Source organism: Paenibacillus sp. FSL W8-0919 (assembly GCF_038003785.1).
Taxonomy (GTDB): Bacteria; Bacillota; Bacilli; order Paenibacillales; family Paenibacillaceae; genus Paenibacillus_AQ; species Paenibacillus_AQ lactis.
This window is the reverse complement of sequence record NZ_JBBOPV010000001.1, coordinates 6,036,711-6,057,128: the sequence shown is the minus strand read 5'-3', so window position 1 is coordinate 6,057,128 and position 20,418 is coordinate 6,036,711. Positions and strand designations below refer to the sequence as shown.

At 52.9% G+C, this 20,418-nt stretch carries 11 protein-coding genes; 7 read left to right on the top strand and 4 right to left on the bottom strand.

What is annotated here, in order from left to right:
* Nucleotides 1–608: 608 nt before the first annotated feature.
* The gene (locus NST44_RS27480; protein WP_007129311.1) at nucleotides 609–845 is read right to left on the bottom strand and encodes a DUF6953 family protein; all 237 of its coding nucleotides are present in this window, start codon (nucleotides 843–845) and stop codon (nucleotides 609–611) included.
* A gap of 1,419 nt (nucleotides 846–2,264) precedes the next feature.
* Here NST44_RS27480 and NST44_RS27475 point away from each other — a divergent pair.
* From NST44_RS27475 to NST44_RS27460, 4 genes are all read left to right on the top strand, one after another.
* Nucleotides 2,265–3,251 carry an ABC transporter permease gene (locus NST44_RS27475; protein WP_077564828.1) on the top strand — a complete coding sequence of 329 codons (987 nt, stop codon included), beginning with the start codon at nucleotides 2,265–2,267 and terminating at the stop codon, nucleotides 3,249–3,251.
* A gap of 17 nt (nucleotides 3,252–3,268) precedes the next feature.
* On the top strand, nucleotides 3,269–4,186 hold the full coding sequence (locus NST44_RS27470) for a carbohydrate ABC transporter permease (protein ID WP_007129313.1): 918 nt from the start codon (nucleotides 3,269–3,271) through the stop codon (nucleotides 4,184–4,186).
* A gap of 208 nt (nucleotides 4,187–4,394) precedes the next feature.
* Nucleotides 4,395–5,933 (top strand): extracellular solute-binding protein, encoded by a 1,539-nt coding sequence (locus NST44_RS27465; RefSeq protein WP_251537003.1) that lies wholly within the window; start codon nucleotides 4,395–4,397, stop codon nucleotides 5,931–5,933.
* 129 nt (nucleotides 5,934–6,062) lie between these two features.
* Nucleotides 6,063–10,703, top strand: a complete 4,641-nt coding sequence (locus NST44_RS27460) for an S-layer homology domain-containing protein (RefSeq protein WP_213614281.1) — start codon at nucleotides 6,063–6,065, stop codon at nucleotides 10,701–10,703.
* Nucleotides 10,704–11,280: 577 nt separating this feature from the next.
* Here NST44_RS27460 and NST44_RS27455 read toward each other — a convergent pair.
* A complete protein-coding gene (locus tag NST44_RS27455) occupies nucleotides 11,281–12,069 on the bottom strand; it encodes an aminoglycoside adenylyltransferase domain-containing protein (protein WP_340901138.1) in 789 nt (262 codons plus the stop codon).
* 288 nt (nucleotides 12,070–12,357) lie between these two features.
* Between NST44_RS27455 and lepB the strand changes: the two genes are divergently transcribed.
* Complete coding sequence (gene lepB, locus NST44_RS27450; protein WP_340901137.1) at nucleotides 12,358–13,014, top strand: signal peptidase I; 657 nt, start codon at nucleotides 12,358–12,360, stop codon at nucleotides 13,012–13,014.
* 207 nt (nucleotides 13,015–13,221) lie between these two features.
* Here lepB and NST44_RS27445 read toward each other — a convergent pair whose 3' ends face one another.
* Entirely contained in the window at nucleotides 13,222–14,796 is a 1,575-nt protein-coding gene (locus NST44_RS27445; protein ID WP_340901136.1) for an FAD-dependent oxidoreductase, read from the bottom strand.
* A 373-nt stretch (nucleotides 14,797–15,169) separates the two neighbouring features.
* Between NST44_RS27445 and NST44_RS27440 the strand changes: the two genes are divergently transcribed.
* Entirely contained in the window at nucleotides 15,170–16,216 is a 1,047-nt protein-coding gene (locus tag NST44_RS27440; RefSeq protein ID WP_340901135.1) for a pectinesterase family protein, read from the top strand.
* Between the two features lie 67 nt (nucleotides 16,217–16,283).
* Here NST44_RS27440 and NST44_RS27435 read toward each other — a convergent pair whose 3' ends face one another.
* The gene (locus NST44_RS27435) at nucleotides 16,284–18,599 is read right to left on the bottom strand and encodes an AraC family transcriptional regulator (RefSeq protein ID WP_340901134.1); all 2,316 of its coding nucleotides are present in this window, start codon (nucleotides 18,597–18,599) and stop codon (nucleotides 16,284–16,286) included.
* A 233-nt stretch (nucleotides 18,600–18,832) separates the two neighbouring features.
* On the opposite strand from NST44_RS27435, the gene NST44_RS27430 reads away from it, so the two are divergent.
* Nucleotides 18,833–20,344, top strand: coding sequence for an extracellular solute-binding protein (locus NST44_RS27430; protein WP_340901463.1), 1,512 nt, complete (start codon nucleotides 18,833–18,835; stop codon nucleotides 20,342–20,344).
* Nucleotides 20,345–20,418: the final 74 nt, after the last annotated feature.

The following is a 20,418-nucleotide window of genomic DNA, read 5'->3' as shown; positions in this document are numbered from 1 at the left end:
TGTTGCAATCGAGGTGGCCCTCCTCCCCACCTTGGTGGTGGGGGAGGGGAGAAGGCGTAGCGCAGCAGGGCCTGCTGCTGAACTTGTTAGTTGCTCTGCGTACGTATCGTTCCTCCAATCGCTGTTGTGGCTGAATTTCCTGGAATTATTAATGAGCGCGGGAGAAATTCAGCCCCAAAGGCGCTGTTGCAATCGAGGTGGCCCTCCTCCCCACCTTGGTGGTGGGGGAGGGGAGAAGGCGTAGCGCAGCAGGGCCTGCTGCTGAACTTGTTAGTTGCTCCGCGTACGTATCGTTCCTCCAATCGCTGTTGTGGCTGAATTTCCTGGAACTATTAGTGAGCGCGGGAGAAATTCAGCCCCAAAGGCGCCCGCTGCCGCTTTTCCGGAATCGATTCGTCCGCTCCGATGGGCTGTTGCAATCGAGGAGGCCTTCCTCCCCACCTTGGTGGTGGGGAAGGGGGGAAGGCGTAGCGCAGCAGGGCCTGCTGCTGAACAATTAAACCGCTCGGGGCGTGATTTACCTGAGCGGTTTTTACGTGTGCATTGTGTTGGCAGGTAAAATAAAAAACCGGCAGGAGAAGTCCTTCACCGGTTCATTACACAATATGTTACGTCCAAGCCCATAAAAAGCCGTCCCGATCCCAAGCGATCCGACCGCCGTGCAGCTTGCGGAACGCTTTTTTCACGTCTTTCGATAAGGATGGGTTTCCGTTTTCGTTAACAAAAACGAACTGTTCCCCGAAGTGCTCCTTTACGTACGCGATCGCGTCCTCCTGGCGCAACGTTCCGGTGAATCGAATTTCTTTTACCATCCACTCGGCGACTTCCTGTGCTGTTGTTTCCAAGTGAAATCACCTCCGTTCAGTTACATATCATACCAAATAAATCACACCCAATGATAGTTTTTCTCTTTCATTCGCAGTAGTTCGAATAGGTAAGATTAAGGAGCATCCTTTTGTGAAAAACACTGAAGAAAATGTTGTACAAATTGTTAACCGTAATGGTTAAGCGCTCCCCTCCGATTGCTATGAGGGCTTAACCACTCCAACCAAGAGCCGCTCAAGGCGTAAAACCTGAGCGGCTCCCCCCCTCCCCCCAACCAGCAGGGGGGAGGGGATTCCACCAGCGAATCAACGACAGACATCCGTACAAGAAGAAAGCTTCAACGGAGCAGGCGGAATGGTGCTGTAGAAACGAAGTGTTCGCCTTTGTGCCCGGATTTCTCCCATTAGAAATATGAGTTCAAGAAATCCAGGCACAACAGCGATCGGAAGGGCCATCCGCAAGCGTAGTGCTGATTTACTCTCACTATCCGAAGGACCATCCACATGCGTAGTGATGAAGCACTACCCGAATATTCCCTACCTAAGAAGCCGCTCAGGACGTGAAACCTGAGTCGCTTTTCCCCTCCCCCAACCAGCAGGGGGAGGAGGGAATACCAGCGAATCAACCACAGGCATCCCCACAAGGACAAAGCTTCAACGGAGCAGGCGGAATGGTGCTGTAGAAACGAAGTGTTCGCCTTTGTGCCCGGATTTCTCCCATTAGAAATATGAGTTCAAGAAATCCAGGCACAACAGCGATCGGAAGCAGCATCCGCATGCGAAGTGTTGATTTACTCTCACTATCCGAAGGGCCATCCGCAAGCGAAGTGCTGATTTACTCTCACTATCCGAAGGGCCATCCGCAAGCGAAGTGCTGATTTACTCTCACTATCCGAAGGACCATCCACATGCGTAGTGATGAAGCACTACCCGAATCCCCACCTAAGAAGCTGCTCAGGGTGTGAACACCTGAGCGGCTCTCCCCCTCCCCCAACCAGCAGGGGGGAGAGGAATGCACCAGCGGTTCAACCATAGGCATCCCCACAAGGAGAGAGCTTCAACGGAGCAGGCGGAATGGTGCTGTAGAAACGAAGTGTTCGCCTTTGTGCCTGGATTTCTACATTGGAAATATGAGTTCAAGAAATCCAGGCACAACAGCGATCGGAAGCAGCATCCGCATGCGAAGTGTTGATTCCCCTCAGTAAGCAGCATCCGCATGCGAAGTGTTGATTCCCCTCAGTAAGCATCATCCGCATGAAAGTGATGCCTTTCCCTCGTCACATCCAATGACCTCACACGATCATTACACTCCCCCCTGCTGAACACAACATCAGATTACCATAAATAGTAATGATCCTCGCCTACTCAGTCCCTCCGCCCGGAATTACAATGTGAAATAACCAAGGAGATTGAAAGACACAGAAAGGGGGAGACGATGACATGAAACCCGCAATCGAACCAACGAAGACGCCGGACGGTTCCGCAGCGCCGCGCATCCAGTCCAAACAGAGAAGAGGGTACTGGGGCAAGCTGGGGACCGATATTTGGAAAGAGTGGGATCTTTATTTGCTGCTTGTGCCGGGCATTTTGTTCCTGCTGCTGTTCAAGTACACGCCGATGTACGGCATTACGATCGCATTTAAAGATTTCAACATATTCACAGGATTTGCCGACAGCCCGTGGGTGGGATGGAAGCACTTCGAGAAGCTGTTTACGTCGCCGGATTTTGCCCAGGTATTCAAAAATACGGTCATTATCAGCTTCCTGAAAATCGTCATCCTGTTCCCCCTCCCCATCATCATCGCCCTGATGCTGAATGAGCTGAGGAATATGATGTTTAAGCGCACGGTGCAGACCGTGATCTACCTTCCGCACTTTTTGTCCTGGGTTATCGTTGGCGGATTGTTCATCGATTTGCTCTCGACGAATGGCGGGATCGTAAATAAATTGCTGGTCAGCATGGGCATGGAGCCGATCGCCTTTTTCTTGGACAACAGCGTATTTCGGAGCGTGCTCATTACGTCGGCGGGCTGGAAGGAAACGGGCTGGAGCACGATCGTCTATCTGGCTGCCTTCACCATGATTGATCCGATGCTGTACGAAGCGGCCAAAATCGATGGAGCCGGAAGATGGAAGCAGCTGTGGCATATCACGCTGCCCGGCATCGCGCCGATCATTATCCTGATGTTCATCCTCCGCCTTGGCAACGTGCTGGAGGCCGGAACCGAGCAGATTCTCGTCATGTACAACCCGGTCGTGTATCAGGTATCCGATGTCATCGGAACCTACGTTTACCGGATGGGTCTCGGCAACCAGGATTACAGCTTCTCCACAGCGGTCGGGCTGTTTGAAGCGGTGATCTCCTTCACGCTCGTGATCGTCGGGAACGCGATGAGCCGAAAATACTTGCAGCGCGGGATTTGGTAAAGAAAGGGTGGCATGAAATGGATCATAAACAAGCACTGGAAGGAACCAACACCACCCGGGGCGTCATTAAGATGTCTCTGTCGGAAAAATGCTTCAACGTCTTCAACTACGTCTTTTTCATCGTGATGGGATTGACGACACTGCTGCCGTTCGTGAACCTGATCGCCAAATCGCTGAGCAGCGAAGGGGCCGTCATTTCAGGCAAGGTGGGCTTGCTGCCGGTCGGCGTTCAGTTTGAAACGTATAAATATGTGCTGCAGGATTCGTTGTTTTTGAACTCTCTGAAAAATTCGATCCTGCTGACCATCGTCGGAACGGCCTGCAGCCTGCTGCTGACGACGATTACGGCTTACCCGCTATCCAAATACCGGCTGCGCGGACGGAAATGGCTGCTCTTGATGTTCGTGTTCACGATGCTGTTCAGCGGCGGTCTCATTCCGACGTACCTCTTGATGCAGAACTTGAACCTGGTCAATACGTTCCCGGTCTTGTTCCTGCCAGCGATGGTGAATGTGTACAACATGTTGATTATCAAAAACTATTTCGAAGGGCTGCCGGACTCGCTGGAGGAATCGGCCAAACTGGACGGCGCGGGCAATATCCGGATATTGGTCTCCGTCATCCTGCCGCTGTCCCTGCCGGTTATGGCAACGATTGGATTGTTCTTCGCGGTCGCTTTCTGGAACGATTACTTCGCGGCGATGATTTATATCACCGATCCGGGACTGAAGCCGATGCAGCTGTATTTGAAGGAACTGTTGGTATCCTCCAGCGGGGATTTTCTGAAGGATAACGTGGATGCGGCGATAAATACGACCCCGCAGTCCATTCAAGCCTCTTCGATTCTGCTCGCGACGATTCCGATTTTGCTCGTATATCCTTTCCTGCAAAAGTACTTCGTGAAGGGTGTGCTGGTCGGTTCGGTAAAAGGGTGATTTCAGAAAAGAATGTCATCAAAAAAGAGTTACTCCGGGGAATGGATGATTGCTGCACGATGATCAGCGTCGACGCTCGGACGACAAGCCATGTCAGGAAAAGAACGCCTTCAGGAAGAGGCCGATTCCTAGGACCGTAAAGGTGGTGATGCTTCAACTTGCTCTGGTGCTGGACCTGTTGAGTACTCAATTACAAGGAGGGTTATCCATGATTAAGAAGAAAAAATCCGCTGTGCTTACCGCGATTCTCGGCTTTACGCTAGCATTGTCCGCCTGCGGTGGGGGAGGCGGTACGGGGACGAACACGCCATCGGCGACACCGTCCGATCCGCCGGCCACGACTCCTGCGGAGAACGGCGGCGATAAAGGAACTCAAGGGGGCGATAAGCCGGGACTGCGCATGATCATGCAGTACGGACTGTTTGACCCGAAGACCGAGTATGTAGCGAAATATATCGAGGAGCGAACCGGCTACAAGGTGGAGTATGAGCTGCTTCCGGCCGAGAACGCGGATGAGAAGCTGAACCTGCTCGTATCGAGCAAAGACAATTACGATCTGGTGAAGCTGAACGCTGCCCAGTTCTATAACCTGGCATCTGCCGGAGCATTGGAGCCGATTGACGAGCTGCTGGAGTCCCACGGCAATTACATTAAGCAATCGATCAAACCAGAGTCTTTTGGAAGCGCAACCATCGATGGGAAGATCTTTGGTATTCCTGAAACAGGCTCAGGGGTAAGCATTGGAGAGGAGCTCGTCGTGCGTCAGGATTGGCTGGATGAGCTGGGACTGTCCGTTCCGACCAACACCGATGAACTCTATACGGTACTAAAGACGATTAAAGAGAAGAAAAATGTTATTCCGCTCACGATGAGCAAAGACTCGATCTACGGCGATATCGCCACGACCTTCGGGATATTGACCGATTGGAAGGAAGTGGACGGCAAGCTGATGCACCGTGCCGAGCTTCCTGAAATGAAGGAATACATTACCTACATGAACAAATTGTATAAAGAAGGTCTGCTGGATACTGAAACGCCGATTAATACAGCTCAGAAATCGATCGAGAAGTTTTCCGGCGGCAATGCGGCGATGTATAAGCTTGCCTGGTGGAATGCCGGAACGACGATTGCCGCGCTGGAGAAAAACTTCCCAGAGGCGAAAACGACCATCATCCCTTACTTGAAAGGGAAGGACGGTAAAGCGGTTGTCGGCGCGAAAGCCAATACAACCTGGTATATCGCGATTCTGAAATCGTCGAAGAATAAAGAAGCTGCGATGGATTTCCTGAATGCCAAGCTGGAGCCGGAGACGTTCAAGGGCATCGCGATCGGCGAGGAAGGCGTGCACCATGAAGTGAAGGACGACAAATATTTCCCGATCCTGCCTAAATTCAATGACGAGCTGAACAATGCCAGCGCCTTCCTGACCGGGGTGGACGAAGAGAAATACCCAATCTATTGGCAGGCGCGCGTCCGCAAAGATCCGATCCTTCAAGCGCATTTCGAAACCTTCCAGAAAAACGCCGAGGGCTTGATCGTTGTGGATCCGATGTCGACGGCGCCGCCGATCGAGGCGGTATCGAAAAACCTGCTGAAGCTGACGACGCTGCTGGATGACAATGTGCTGCAATTCATTTCGGGAGCGAAGCCGATTGATTCCTATGATCAATTCCTCGCACAGTGGAGAGCGGAAGGCGGAGCCGATATGGTGGCCGCAGCCAATGAATGGTTTCAATCGACGAAGTAAATGATGGAGTGAAAAAGCAGTTGCATGCGCGGCTGCTTTTTCACAACTTTTAGAAAGGAGGTGTTGCTAAAAAAGTGGTGCTTGAACTAGCTGGAAATCCTAATATGCGATGAAAGGTGGTAACTGTTAATGAATCGTATGTTTCGGAGGAGGCTGTCTTTGCTGCTCGGCCTTTCGCTGATCTTCTCCTTGCTGGCTCCTGCGGCGATGCCGCTATACGCCGACACCGTACCGACCGATCAGGGAGGGAGCGGGGCGAATCCTGAGCCCGTCACGTTCGTGGCCGGAGATGGATCCGGAACCGAATTGGAGTTGACCGATATTAATGTCACCGGTGCTTCATTGGAAGGTAAAAGCGATTATTTGGCGCTGTATACCAGCGGCTCCGGGGTCACCAACGCGGTATATGACAAGGAAATCTGGGTGCCGACGCTGCATGTCGCCGTCGCTGTGGATGCAAACGGAACGGTACAGCAGGTCGTAGGTCCGGATAACGATCCTCCCACTGGATGGGACCCGGATATGCGTCTGCCGATACCCGAAGGCGGATATGTGGTCTTGACGGGGAAGACGGCAGACTGGGATACGTCCACGTACCAAAAAACGCTGTTCCAGCATTTCCGGGAAGGCGAGCAGGTGAAGCTCATGCGCGGGGAAACTGAGGTCAATGCCGGAGATTTCCTTCCGGATCAGCCAGGACCGGATCCAGATCCTTTGCCTCCGGAGCTGCATCTGATTACGGAGGACGGTATGCTCGTCGATATCCCTGTCGTGGAGGTTGCGGGCTTTGTGGCTAACCTGGCGGCAGATCAGGATGCCGTCGTAACCGTGGACGGCGAGGAAGCCGAGCTGTCGGCGGAAGGGATGTTCCGGATGAACGTGTATCTGGAGCCTGGGGCCAACCCGATCACCGTAAAGCTGATCATCAATGGGAATGAACTGGCTTCCACGACGATAAACGTTGTTTATGAGCCAGTCGAAAATCAAGATTATATCGAGGTCGAAGCGGCCCCGAAAGATATTACGATCGACATTGAGGGTCCGCGCAAGAAACTGGACTATATTGATAAAGATGTAACCGGCATCCCGAACATCGTAGCTTTGTTTACGAGGGATTTCGGCACGTCTATCACGGTTCCGCAGACGAATGTCGCGGTTCAGGTGGATGCCAACAACCGGGTGCTGCAGGTCATCAACCCTTCCATAAACGGCAAGCCGCCGGTGTGGACGGGGCCGACGGAGCTTGAAATTCCCGAAGGCGGCTACGTGCTGATGGCACAGGACAACAGCTACACCGGCAACAACATCAAGCGTTATTTGGCCGAAAATTTCAAGGTGGGAGACGTTATCAAGCTGCGCAAGAACGGCGAGGTCGTTCAGGTGCGGGATCTGATGAGCGGCAACGGCGCCATTGCCCGGCTTAAGCTCGATAACGCACAGATGTATACCGTGACGGAGGGCAGTACGGTCATATCGGGCAAGATCGAAAACATAGACGACATCAACGCGATCAAGCTGCTCGTGAACGGGACCGAGGTTCCTTTTGGTGCGGACGGCACGTTTACTTACAACTATTCGCTCACCGCCGGCATCAATTATATCGAGGTTATGGTGCAGAAGAACGGGATCGAGCAGGATAAGCAGGAGGTTGCGGTGTTCGCAAGACCGGGCTTTTCGTCTGAGAAAGAAGTCATTCTCTGGGTTGACCAGGCATCGAATGTGCGGAAATTCCAAAGCAGCGAGCAAGTCCGTGAATTCCTGGAGAGAGCCAAGGATACGGGCGTTACTTCCATCGCTTTGGACGTGAAGGGCGTGGAGGGCTTTGTATCGTACAAAAAGAACGACCTGACGGGAAGGCCTTACGTCAGCGAGATCAAGGCGCCGGAGAAGGCCGGAGCAAGCCCGGATCTCGATCTGCTGCAGGAATTCATCGATCACGGCCATGCGCTGGGCTTGAAGATCCATGCGGCGATTAACGTATTTGCTGAGGGCTCGATCGCCCATAACGAATATGCCGTGCTCAACAATCATCTGGACTGGGAGGAGCGCGTCTACTTCGCGGAGAACAACGGGGAGATCAAGCGTCTTCGGGAAAGCAACAAGCAGGGGCTCGTCGCTTTTGTCAATCCGGCCAATGACGAGGTTCGCGATTATCAGCTGAAGACGTTTGAGGAAATCATCAAAAACTATGACGTGGACGGCATCGTTCATGACCGCAGCCGTTACGATAATGAGGGGGCGGATTTCAGCGAGGAAACTCGCGTGAAATTCGAGCAGTTCCTCCAGGCCCAAAACAAGCAGTTGACCAATTGGCCGAACGATATTTTTTACTATGAGAACAATGTGCGGGTATATGGTCCGCTGATTCAAGAATGGTGGGAATTCCGCTCCGGGACGATTCAAAGCTTTTTCCGGGAGGTAAAAGAGCTGGCGGATTCCTATGAGGCTACCAAGGGCAAGACGATCCAGGTGTCCTCTTACGTCGGCTCCTGGTATGAGACCTATTACTTAAACGGCGTGAACTGGGGCAGCAAAAACTTCAGGTACCATCCAGCGCTCGGCATGCCGGACGAATCGGTGTATACGCCGGATTATTATGAGACGGGATACATTGAGTATTTGGATTTCCTCATGATCGGGGCTTATCAAACGACTAGTCAGGAGATTCAGAAGTACATTACGCTCGGTAACATCGTGACGAACGGGGAGATTCCGCTGTATGCAGGGATCGCAATGAACAACGTGCAGGCCCCGGCGGTGCAGCGGGAAGTGTTCCAAGCCGGATTGAAAAATACGAACGGCCTGATGCTGTTCGACGCCTCCCAGGTCAACTGGCCGATCGCCAAGGCAGCGCTTCAGGACCGGGAATGGGTGAAGGACTACCAGCTCGGGATGAGCTTGCCGAATAGCCCGGATACGTTCCTGGAAGGCAATTATTATAATGTCAACCGCATCGAAGGGAACATCAACGTCATGACGGAGGCCTTCGGCTACTCCACGGGCACCAACCGCTTTGGCGTCGAGGTCGTTGTCGATAACACCGGTCAGGTTACGAAAGTCGTAAACCGCAATCAGGCCATCAAATGGAGCTGGGGATCACCGGAGGAGAATAACAGCGTCATCCCTCAGGGCGGCTTCGTCATTTCCACGCTGGACCCGTCCGGCACGAGAACGCTGCGTCAGCTCGTGGCGAACGCCTACAATACGGGCGATCAGGTGCGTTCCGCGGTATTAAGCGGACTGATGGATGATGAGGGGAAAGAGACGCGGGACAGCCAGCTTCAGCTCGAGGGGCAGGTTGAAGTTCTTGGACCCGGCAAGGCTACCGTAAACGTAAACGGCGGCGAAGCGTCGGTGGCCACGAACGGAAAATTTACGGCTGCAGTTCCGCTGGCAACCGGCGTCAACTCGGTTACGGTCGACGTGTACGTTGACAACTATAAAACCAATAGCAAAACATTCGAGGTGATTCGGACGTCAACAGGAGACGGGGGCTCGAACCCTGGCAACCCTGGAAATCCGGGAGGCGGATCCGGTGGTGAGCCTCCGATCCCGCCTAAGCCGGAAGAGCCTCGCCTAAACATTAAGAAAGAGACGGGCGCGGATGGACGGACCGTGGTGACAGCCGATGCGAATGAGAAGCGGATGCTGGCGGATATCGAACAGCTGCGCAAGCAGCCAGCACCGTCTCGTGTGCTTGGATATGCATTCGACGAAGCGGCGGATTCCATCGTGCTGAACTTGCCGGCTAAAGGCATAAGCACAGCTGCAGCAGAGCTGCAAGGCGGCTCTATCACCGTGGAATCGGCCTTCGGCAAGCTGGAGCTTCCAATTCAGGTGCTGCGAGAGATGCTGCAGCAGGGGAATGCCGATACGCTTCAGATTCGGGTCGGCAGCGCCGCGAAAGCGGAAGAAGACGCGATCAGCAAAGCCTTGCGGCAGGGAGCTTCCAAGCTTGGTGCATCCCTTGAGCTATCCTTTGCCTGGAAACAGGGGGATACGCTGAAGCCGATCACAGCTTGGAAGGGTGCACCGGCCAAATTCACCAAGCCGCTGCCGGGAAGTGTCAACGCATCTTCTACATCGGTGCTGAGATGGGATGCGGCTGCCGGTAAATTGTATTTCGTACCGGCGATCATCCGGGCGGCTCAAGCAGAGTTCAGATTCCGGGAAGGCGGCATTTATACGGCGGCCGCATATGAAAAGACGTTTGCGGATGTGAAGGATCATTGGTCCAATGAGGACGTATCACTGCTTGCCTCCAAGCACGTCATTGAAGGGCTAAGCGAGAACCGGTTCGGTCCGAATGAGCAGGTAACGCGGGCCCAGTTTACGGCAATGCTCGTGCGGGCGCTCGGGCTGAAGGAGCAGGCGGGCGACGCCAGCTTCCGGGACGTCGGGGCGGACGCTTGGTATGCTTCAGCTGTAGCGACGGCCGTAGAGCATGGATTGATTGAAGGCTTCAGCAGCGGCGAGTTCAGACCGAATGACCGAATTACGAGGGAGCAGATGAGCGTGCTGCTCGTCCGCGCAATGAAGCTTGCCGGAACCGAACTGGAGGCCGTTGATCCGGGCTCGGTGCTGGAGGGCTTCAAGGACCGGGACAGCATTGCTGGCTGGTCCGAGGAGGCGGTGTCGGCCATCGTGCATTCGGGCATTATGAAAGGTCGCGGGTCCGAACGCTTTGCACCGGATGCCGAGTCTACCCGTGCCGAGGGCGCTGCCGTCTTGGCCAGAATGCTGGAAATGGCAGGTTATATGAACCGCTAATTTTCTTCAGGAGTCTGCGAAGGTGAACGAAAAGAAGGCTGCCTTCGCTAGCTTCTCCATAGTAAAGGTACGAAAGGCAAGCTGGAACAGTAGGACAGTGCAATAGTCCAAGTGGCAGTCTGCGGCAACCCCAGTGCTGATTTAATACGGAGGCGTTGGCTTAGATGCGGCAATTTCTTGAGCATCCCGCGACTGCATAGAATTAAAGGAAATTCTCCCCCAGAATTAGACCTGGGGGAGAATTTTTTGTGCCAAGGCATAACGAGCCAAGCATTAACGAGTGAATGCGAACGGACCAAAGCATAACGAGTCAATGCATAACGAGTCAACGCATATGAAACAACGGATACAAGCTAACGTATAACGAGCCAACGTATTAACGAGTCAATGCGAACGAATCAACGCGTAACCAGTCAAGTACATCATATAACCGCTATGTGTTGCCCTGCAGCCTTACATTCACAGCATGGCTACAGGTCGTAACGAGCTCGCTGGTACGCACCGTCGCATCATGATTCTCCGCTCCGTATTGGATCGCGTCATGAAACGGATCATCCCAAATGTGCAGCCTGCAGTCTCAGCGCTCTAACCCTGTGGACGCTCCTCCTTCGACGGCGAGGGTGATTTCGCCGAGCATGTGCTCAGCGAAGCGGACAAGCCCGGCACTTTCGATCACAGAAGCGTCGTTTGCACCAGCGTATTCGCGAAGCGCATGCTCCACGATGGGGCGGTACTCCGGGGGAAGCGTGTGCAAGCCCCATTTACCGCCTTCCTGTTTGGACGAGACGACGCCCTCTTGGAGGTAGTACAGCACCCGGCACAGATTGAGCGTATAGTACAGCGGAGATTTGTTAATTTCCTGTACGGCTTCGCTAACGTCATGAAGGAGGGCTTGTACAACATATGTCCGGTCGATCGGACTGAACATCTCGCGAACCGGCGTGCCGTACAAGGTGCGTCCCCGATGGTAAATAACCGTGTAATGAGCGGCCAGATCGGGGTCGCCGAATCCGCCGCAGAAGTAATTCTCGTCGGCGATATATTTCTCGCGGTGAAAGTCCGAGTAATGAAATTCAAATGGCGGCGGATAGACGAAGTTCCGGATGCTCGATGCAAGCACGGCGCTCAGCTCAAGCCCCCGCCCGCGCAGAAGATTGTCTTGAAAAGCGATGATTCGTTTGGCCAGCCGCTTCCATTGCTCCTTTGAACATGTTTGATGCACCACGAGCAGCAGGTCCACATCGCTTTTTGCCGGGTTGAAGCAGCCCATGGCCAAGGATCCATGCAAATAAACCCCGGCCAGATTGTCGCCCAGCTCATGGACAAATAATTCGACGGCTTGCTCCAATACGACTGTCATATCCATACGTGATCCCACCTTCGGGTATATAGTTGTATATTATTTTGTGGGATATCTCCCCGTCAATGGAATGAAAGCTTATAAGAATTCTGTGCGCCTTGAATAACTCGGGGCCCGGCAAGCAAGCTCCTCCGGCCGCCTCCGATCCGGCAAACGCTATTCGGAATTTTTTACAAACCATTATGGTGGTCATTAAGCTAACGGGTGGAAAAGTTCAACCAATCCTGAATATGTCGGGAACAATTACCCTTGAGATTTCGTTATAAAGGGTAAGAAGTCGAAGGGGGGAAGATGATGAGAGTCGTCATTGTCCTTTTTGTATTTGTACTAATATTTACAGGGTGTAGTTCAGATAAAACAAGTAAAATCATCACGGATTCCATAACCAAGCCAACGATTAATACAGTAACCAATCATGAGTTGGATTCCGGGCAGATCATCTATAATCATAACTATGACAACATGGATCGTGGGAATCATGATTTAGAAGGACAGGTTGTGATTGATTTGAAGTATTACAATGATCACTCGATTAGCCGTGGTGATATCGTATACTTCAGGAATCCTGAGACTAAAAAGAATCTTGGTGAGTACAGCATTTCCAGAGTTATCGGGCTGCCCGGCGAAAAAGTAAAGATTGAAAAAGGACAGATCTATATTAACGACAAATTGCTGGATGCTTTTTACGGAAGGGCACATCGACTGGGGGATGATCTCGAAAGTTTGAAAAAAGCTTTAGAGCGCCATGACATAGAAAGTCATATACGAAAAAACATTGAAAACAATGTGGAATATTTTCAACAAATGAGCATGGAGGAAATCGAAATCCCCGAAGACCATGTTTATCTTGTAGGAGATGATTGGTCCCGCAGTAATGATAGCAGATTGTTCGGGCCATTACCCACAGACAAAATTGAGGGGAAAGTGGCGGGGGTAGTCGGCAGCCCGTAAGCTAAAGAGAAACGTTAATCCATGAAAAAAGCGGCAGACTAAGACTCTACGTCGTATCTTAGTTTGCCGTTTTTTGTTTACGCTGAAAACTCCACATCAACTCAATTCGCATTCAAAGGACTAAACAACCAGTCGCCGGTTCATAACCGGCAACTGTCTATTCAGATCTGTGCAGCTTGGATTCCTGTATTTTCACTACAGAATACCTTATACCGGGCGCAGCGCCGGCCATTTCAGCTCGATTCCTTCACTCGTGAGCCTTTGCTGGAAGTCGGCCAGCGTTTCCTCGTTGTTGCGTATGTTCGTAGGGAGGATGCCGTGATCCAGGCAATAGCTGACGCAGTAGCCGGCGGCTTCGCCGATGTTCCATTCCACAGGATGAAGGCGGTAGCACCCGTTCGTGATGTGGGTGACGCCGATGTTCTTGCTGGCGGCCAGCACATTGGTTACCCGTTTCGGGATCAGGCTGCCGAGCGGAATTTGAAACGGTAAGGACGAGATGTCGATATACGGGCGATTGCCCGTGCTTGGATGAAGGTCAATCCGGTAGCAGCCGATGCCAATGGAATCATAGAACTCTTCCGCCGTTCCGCTTGGCCTGGAATCGGTGGCCACATGCTGCTCCAGGACGGTAAATTCGGCCTGAATGCGTCTGGATTCCCGGATATACGGATACATCGCCATGCCATCCTCCGTTCCGACAACATCCGGACGTAGACGCAACCCGGGATAGCCTTGACCTCCGTCCGGACGCGGTGCCTCCGTCTGAAGCCAGTACAGAAGGGACAGACTCAGCTGCTTTGCTTCGTTCAGATGGCGCGCAGCCTCTTCTTCGGGAACATCGATAATGGAACCAAGCCAGTAGTCATTCTGCGGCCAGTTGACAAGCGATACCGAGGTGTCGAAGGTTCCTTCCGCAAAGTGCCTCGGATCCAGGATCTGACGGTATTGATACAGCGGGAACTTGCCGTGGCCAGGAAATATTTCATAATCGACCGGCTCGTTCGTGGAGGGCTTTACTGCCGTCAGGCTGAGCAGGCGGTCCGGCCAGAAATCCGGCTTGTACTGGCGCCAGAAATCATACATTTGCGGTTTATCGATCGTGTGGTCTTCACCCTCCAAGTAATCCACGGCAAAGCAATAGGTGAAGCCTTGCATATCCTGCGGCAGCGGTTCTCCGCTCACCGCATGGGGCTCGCCGGTTTGCTCCACGGATTCGGCTCCGGTCACATACTCGATTCCGGCTAGCGGAAGCAGGTCCCCGAGCTCTGTTGCATCGATGAAATAAGGGGCTTGAAGGATGATGCGATCTCCGGTCTCAAGCAGCTTGACCGTTACGCTCTTCACCTGGTCGCCGTCAACCTCCGCCTGTTCGACTACCGATTTGTACAGAATCTTGATTTTGCCGCTGTGAACGTAAGGCGCCAGCATTTGTTGCAGCACGGCCAGGGCGGTCCGGGGCTCGTGGCACAGCCGGCTGACGATGCCGCTGCCCGGATTGAGATTCACCGTTGCCCTTGCCTTGGGGGTCATAGGGAAATGATCCCGGTAGTACTGCCGGACACCCTCACGAAACAGTCGATAGCTTCGGGTGCATCCGAATGACTCGATCCACGGATGTTCGTCCGGGGGGACGGCCTGGCTAGTCAGCTGCCCGCCGATCCAAGTTGTTTCCTCGGTCATGATGACGGTTTTTCCGGATTTGGCGGCGGCGAGGGCGGCGGCCGTTCCGCCTGTTCCGCCCCCGAGAATAACGATATCGGCCTGCATTTCTCGGTTCATGGCATAGATCTCCTTTGGTTGGATGGACATCGTCCAGCTTTTAAAGAATACTATTTTCATTGTAGAAGCACAGCCGGCTGAAAAGTACCGGACGGAGGTGACCTTTTTTGGTAATCTGATGTGTTTTTAGGAATAATCATTAGATTTGGGCTCCGCGGCACAGGGGTTCATTCGGGTGACAGGACGTGGGCTTATCCAGGGATTGTATGCGGAATGCACGAATCTCTACTATGATAAGGATATCGATAATTAGAATATCGATGATAACGATATCGAGATTTTCCCCCGAGAAAGCCATATACATATAGGGAAGGGAATAACGGTTTGCGACGGAGGGATACGGTGAGTGAATATGTCAGGGGAGGGCAAGAGCATGAGGATATTGCCGGAACAAGAGAAGCAGCGCTTGATTACGGTAGCGCTCAATGGAAGCGGGGATTATCGCAGCATTCAGGAAGCGGTGGACCATGCGCCGGGCGGAACGGCTGAGCTACGAACCGTCATCCATATCCGCGAGGGCGTATATAACGAGAAGCTCCATATTGAGAAGCCCTTTCTTCATCTCGTTGGGGAAAGTGCCGAAGGAACCATCATTGCATATGACGACTACGCCAGAAAAACGTTCCCCGACGGCAGCCCGTACCATACTTTTAACTCTTACACCGTTTTGTTTGGTGCGGACGATTTGACGGTCGAGAACCTGACGATAAGAAATGACGCCGGCCGGGGCGAGCTTGTCGGACAGGCGCTGGCCGCCTATGTGGACGGCGACCGCATCCGGTTCCGAAATTGCCGCTTTATCGGGCATCAGGATACGCTGTTCACTGGTCCGCTGCCGGATAAACCGCTGAAGCGGGGCAGCTTTGGAGGACCCCGGGACGGCTTGCATAAGGTAGCCGGACGCCAGTGGTACGACAGCTGTTATATCGAGGGGGATGTCGATTTTATCTTCGGTTCGGCGACAGCCGTGTTTACGGACTGCGAAATCTTCTCCCGCAACCGTCTGACCGCGGAAAACCTTCCTCATGTAGAGCGGCATCCGGAGATTAACGGCTGGATTACGGCCGCGTCCACGCCGGAAAGCAGCCCGTACGGCTATGTGTTTGTCCGCTGCAGGCTGACGGGCGATGCGCCCGAGGGCTCCGTGTATTTAGGCCGGCCATGGCGTAACCACGCAAAGGTGGCATGGATCGATTGCTGGATGGGAGCGCATATTCGAGCCGAAGGCTGGGACAACTGGGACAAGCCGGAGAGCGAAGCAACCGTGACCTATGTGGAATACCGTTGCGCCGGTCCCGGGGCAGATCGGCAGCACCGGGTATCCTGGTCCGGCACGCTGCCGGATGAACAAGCCGATCAATATTCGCTTGGCTGCATCTTCGAAGGGGAGGTTCCTTGGAGTCCGTTTTCAGGCTCGTAAGACCGGGATCGAAGGGAAGAAGCTGGAATAAAGAAGCAGGGATGGAGCAGCCCGAGGGCCGTTCCGTTCATCCCTCCAATCCTTTGTATTTGGCCCGGTATTGACCTGGTGTCATCCCTTCCAGCTTGCGGAAGGAGCGGATAAAATTCTGCGAATTATTGTAGCTGAGCTTCTCGGCGATGTCCTTGATCGGCATGTCTGTCTCCACCAGCCATTTCTTGGACATCTTGAACCGGTACTGCGACAGATATTCGCTAAACGACATATTCGTTTCTTTCTTGAACACGCTGCTTAAGTAAAAATTGTTGTAATGCAAGCGGGAGGCGCATTCCTCCAGCGTAATGTTGCGGTCGAATTCATTGCGGATGATCTCGATGATCTGCTCGGACAGATTTTGATACTGGGAATCTTGGCGGTCCCGGAACACCTTCACCATCGGGCGAATGACGCGGGTCTTGAACCAACCTTCGATTTCCGGACCGGTATACAGCGACAGCAGCTCCTCAACCAGGGAGCTGTTACCAAAGTCGGGCTGCTCCAGCACGATGCCGTTCTCCTGCATCACGATCATCAGGTCATTCAGCAGGCGGATCAATGAGATTTGGTACTCGTGCGGCGTGCGGTCCTTCTGAAATACCTCGGCGAGCCACTGCTTGAGGAGCTCAAGCGCACGCACCTCCTCCGCCAGCTTGATCGCGTCGATCAGCTCGTTCTCCACCTGCATCGGATAGAAGTAGACCCGGGTATGCTTGCCTGAATTCACGCTGAAATAAGGGATGATAACGCCGGTACCGAGCTTGATCCGGTGCTTTAAGGCTTCCATTCCTTCCTGGTAAGCGCGGGACGTCTTCATCAACGTCTTATACGGAAGGCTGATGCCGATGCTGACCTCCAGATCGAGGAAGCTGCGGGTCGTCCTCTGGATCTCCTCCGACAGCTTGTAGATATAATCGTTGAATTCCTCCAGCGGGATTCCGCCCCGCCCGATCAGCGTCACCTGGGTCTGGTCAATAATGACAGGCGGAAACCGAAACATCGATGGAATCATCTCTTCCATCATGTTATTGATGGCAAACAGGAGCAGATCCGAATCCTTGCGTTCGTACCGGGTATCGTCGAGCGTATCGATCTGGAGAGTGAAGACCGCGAGATGCTCCCACTGCGCCACCTGCTCCTGGAAGCCGAACAGCGCGATCTGCTCCTCTGCTTCAGGCGGGCTGATTCTGCCGAGAAACAGCTTGTGCAGAAAGAAGGTTCGCACCTGCCGGCTGTTCTGGCGCAGCTCGTTCCGAAGCTGGGTGTTCGAATTGAACATATCCCGGATATGCTCATCGATAATTTGCAGCTCGTTCTTTTTATTAGCCTGGAGATCGGGGAGGCGCTCGGCGATGCCCTGCAGGATGCGGCGGATCGGCGAGTATACTCTGCGGGTACCGAGCCACACCAGCAGAATGCTGAGCCCGATCATCAGCAGGCAAATATACAGCGTGAACCAGCCGATGGAGCGGGATTCCTTGGTCACCGCCGACATTTCGGTAAAAGAAGCGTACAGCCAGCCGTTGAAATCCGATTTCACATAGGTAACGGAGATCGGCTTGTTATCAATTCGGGTCTCGAATTGCCCGCTTTTGCTGTCGAAGCGATCAAGCTCATCCTTGTTATATCCGGTCTCGGTCAAGGATTGGCCGACCTTTCCCTGATCGGGATGCACGACGATTCGGTAGTTGTGATCAAGCACCATGACCTCTCTGGAAGGAGAGGGGCTGTCCATCATAGCGGCAAGACTGCAACTCGGGATTGTGGCTAGGGCGATTCCCCGGGCGGACGAGGTAGACATGGGCATTTTTTTGACAAGAGCAATCGTGTACGGGCAGGCATAGCTGAGGGTATCGCTTGAGCCGAGCGATTCGGTGTCCAGCATGACCCAGTTGGAGCTGCCCTGCATATCCATGAGAGACAGGAGCGTATCTTTGGAAGCGTATTCATTAAATTCGTACATTCCCCGGTTATTGATCAGCCAGTTCGTGGTCGTATTAGCGAGGATGACATCGGTGACTCTCGTCTCGGGTGATTGGAGGAGGCTGAGCTCTTCCTTTAGCTTGTTATACAGCTGAAAGTCGTAATAGGACAGGGGACGGTAAAGGGCACCCTGCAAAATATTGGAGTTGATGACGTAATTCAGGGTATAGTCCACGGTCCTCAGCACCTGTTCCAGATTGCTGTTCGTCTGATTCATGAGCTGGATATTGCTCGTATTGACATGATTCTGTACCGATCCGGACGATTTCATAAACGAGAAGAACCCAAGAGCCAGGAGCGGAATGATACTGATGATGCAGCCGAACAGGACCATTTTAGAATAAAGACTATTTTTTGGATGCAATAGGTACACTCTCCTGTTTAACAAAGTGTATAATCATTGTATGGGTTCTATGGATTGCGTTCAATAATCATTTCCTAGGGAATAATCCTTGCATTTGATGTTGGAAGCTTCACGTCTGAATACGACTGCATAAAAGAATCGGATTCGGTAATCTGTCTATAAGGAAGTCGGGAAACGGAGGTTGTCGTGCTGTGAGTATCCGTACCAAGCGTTATGTTTTGCTGCCTCTGATCATGCTGGCGCTGATGGCTGCCTGCGTCGGCATTTCAAGGGTTTGGACAAGCGGGTCGACCAATGCTTCGGAGAACCAGCGGCCCCAAATTTCGATTATGGCCAATCTGCATACGGCTGAAGTTCCATCGGATACGATCGAGAAGATCATCGAGGAGAAGACGGGGACGCAGCTGAGCATTCAATGGGTACCGGACGGCAGCTATGATGAAAAAGTGTATGCCTCGATTGCGACAGGGACATTGCCGAAGGTGCTGTATTTGAAGAATGCGGCCTCTTTGTCCTATTTTAAGGATGAGATCCGCAGCGGTTTGTTTTGGGAGATTGGGCCTTATCTGGACAGCTATCCGAATTTGAGCGCATTGAAGCCGGAGGTGCTCAAGAACACATCGATTGACGGCAAATTATACAGCCTCTATCAAGAACGCGCACTGTCAAGGCAGGGGATCATTTACCGGAAGGACTGGGCGGACCGACTGGGGCTCTCCGCGCCGGATTCACTGGAAAAGCTGTACGAGATGTTGAAAAGGTTTACATTTGACGACCCGGACGGCAACGGGCTCGATGATACGATCGGGCTCACGGACCGCAATGACCTGATTTACGGTGCATTCAAGACCATCAGCTCCTATTTTGGAACGCCGAACAATTGGGGCTGGTATCAGGATTCCCTGCAGCCTGAATTCCGTTTCCCGAAATATATGGAGACGATGAAGTTTTTCCGTAGGCTGCATAAAGAGGGGCTGATCAATCGCGATTTTCCGATAACGAGCAAGAAGGACCAACAGGAGCTCTTCATTACCGGTAAGGCGGGCGTGTATGTAGGGGCGATGAGCGACGTGCTGTCTCTGGAAGCGAAGCTGAAGGCCAATGAACCGGACGCGGTGCTGGATGTCCATAACCGGGTGCGGGGGCCGAACGGGTACGGTGTTTGGGCTACGCAGGGATACGGCACGGTTGTCCTGTTTCCCAAGTCCGCGATTCCGACCGAGACGGAATTGAAGGAAGTGCTGGCCTTCTACAATGAATTAATGAGCGCCGAGCTGGCCAATTACATGTATTGGGGAATCGAAGGCGAGCATTATACGGTTCAGGACGGTAAAGCCATGGCCGTGGATTCGTACAATCTAAGGGAAAAGGACGTAAAGCCGTATCAAGCGCTCATGATCGGGGGACCAAGCACCATCGACGGCATGCTTCAACCGGTAACCAGGAACGAGGCTAAAGACAAGGCGGAGCGCCTCATTCTCGACAATGAGAATTTCCTAATCAACGATCCGACCGTTCCGCTCGAATCCGCCCGATATAATGAGATCGGGGTTAGGCTGGAAGAGAACATGCGTGATGCGACCTATCAATTCATTCTTGGGATGATTGATGAGGCGGGGTATGAAGCGCAGGTCGAGCGCTGGCTGGAAGAGGGAGGGGCGCAGATCATCAAGGAGTTTAACGAATCGTACCGGAGCTCGACTCCGCTGTATAACTCGATTCCGCGATATAATCAGGAGAATTAGCGCTAGGGAGAGTAGATTCCCTGGCGTTTTTTTTGCGTTTTTCTAGTAGGAGCGTCCAGACATGATGTGCAAAT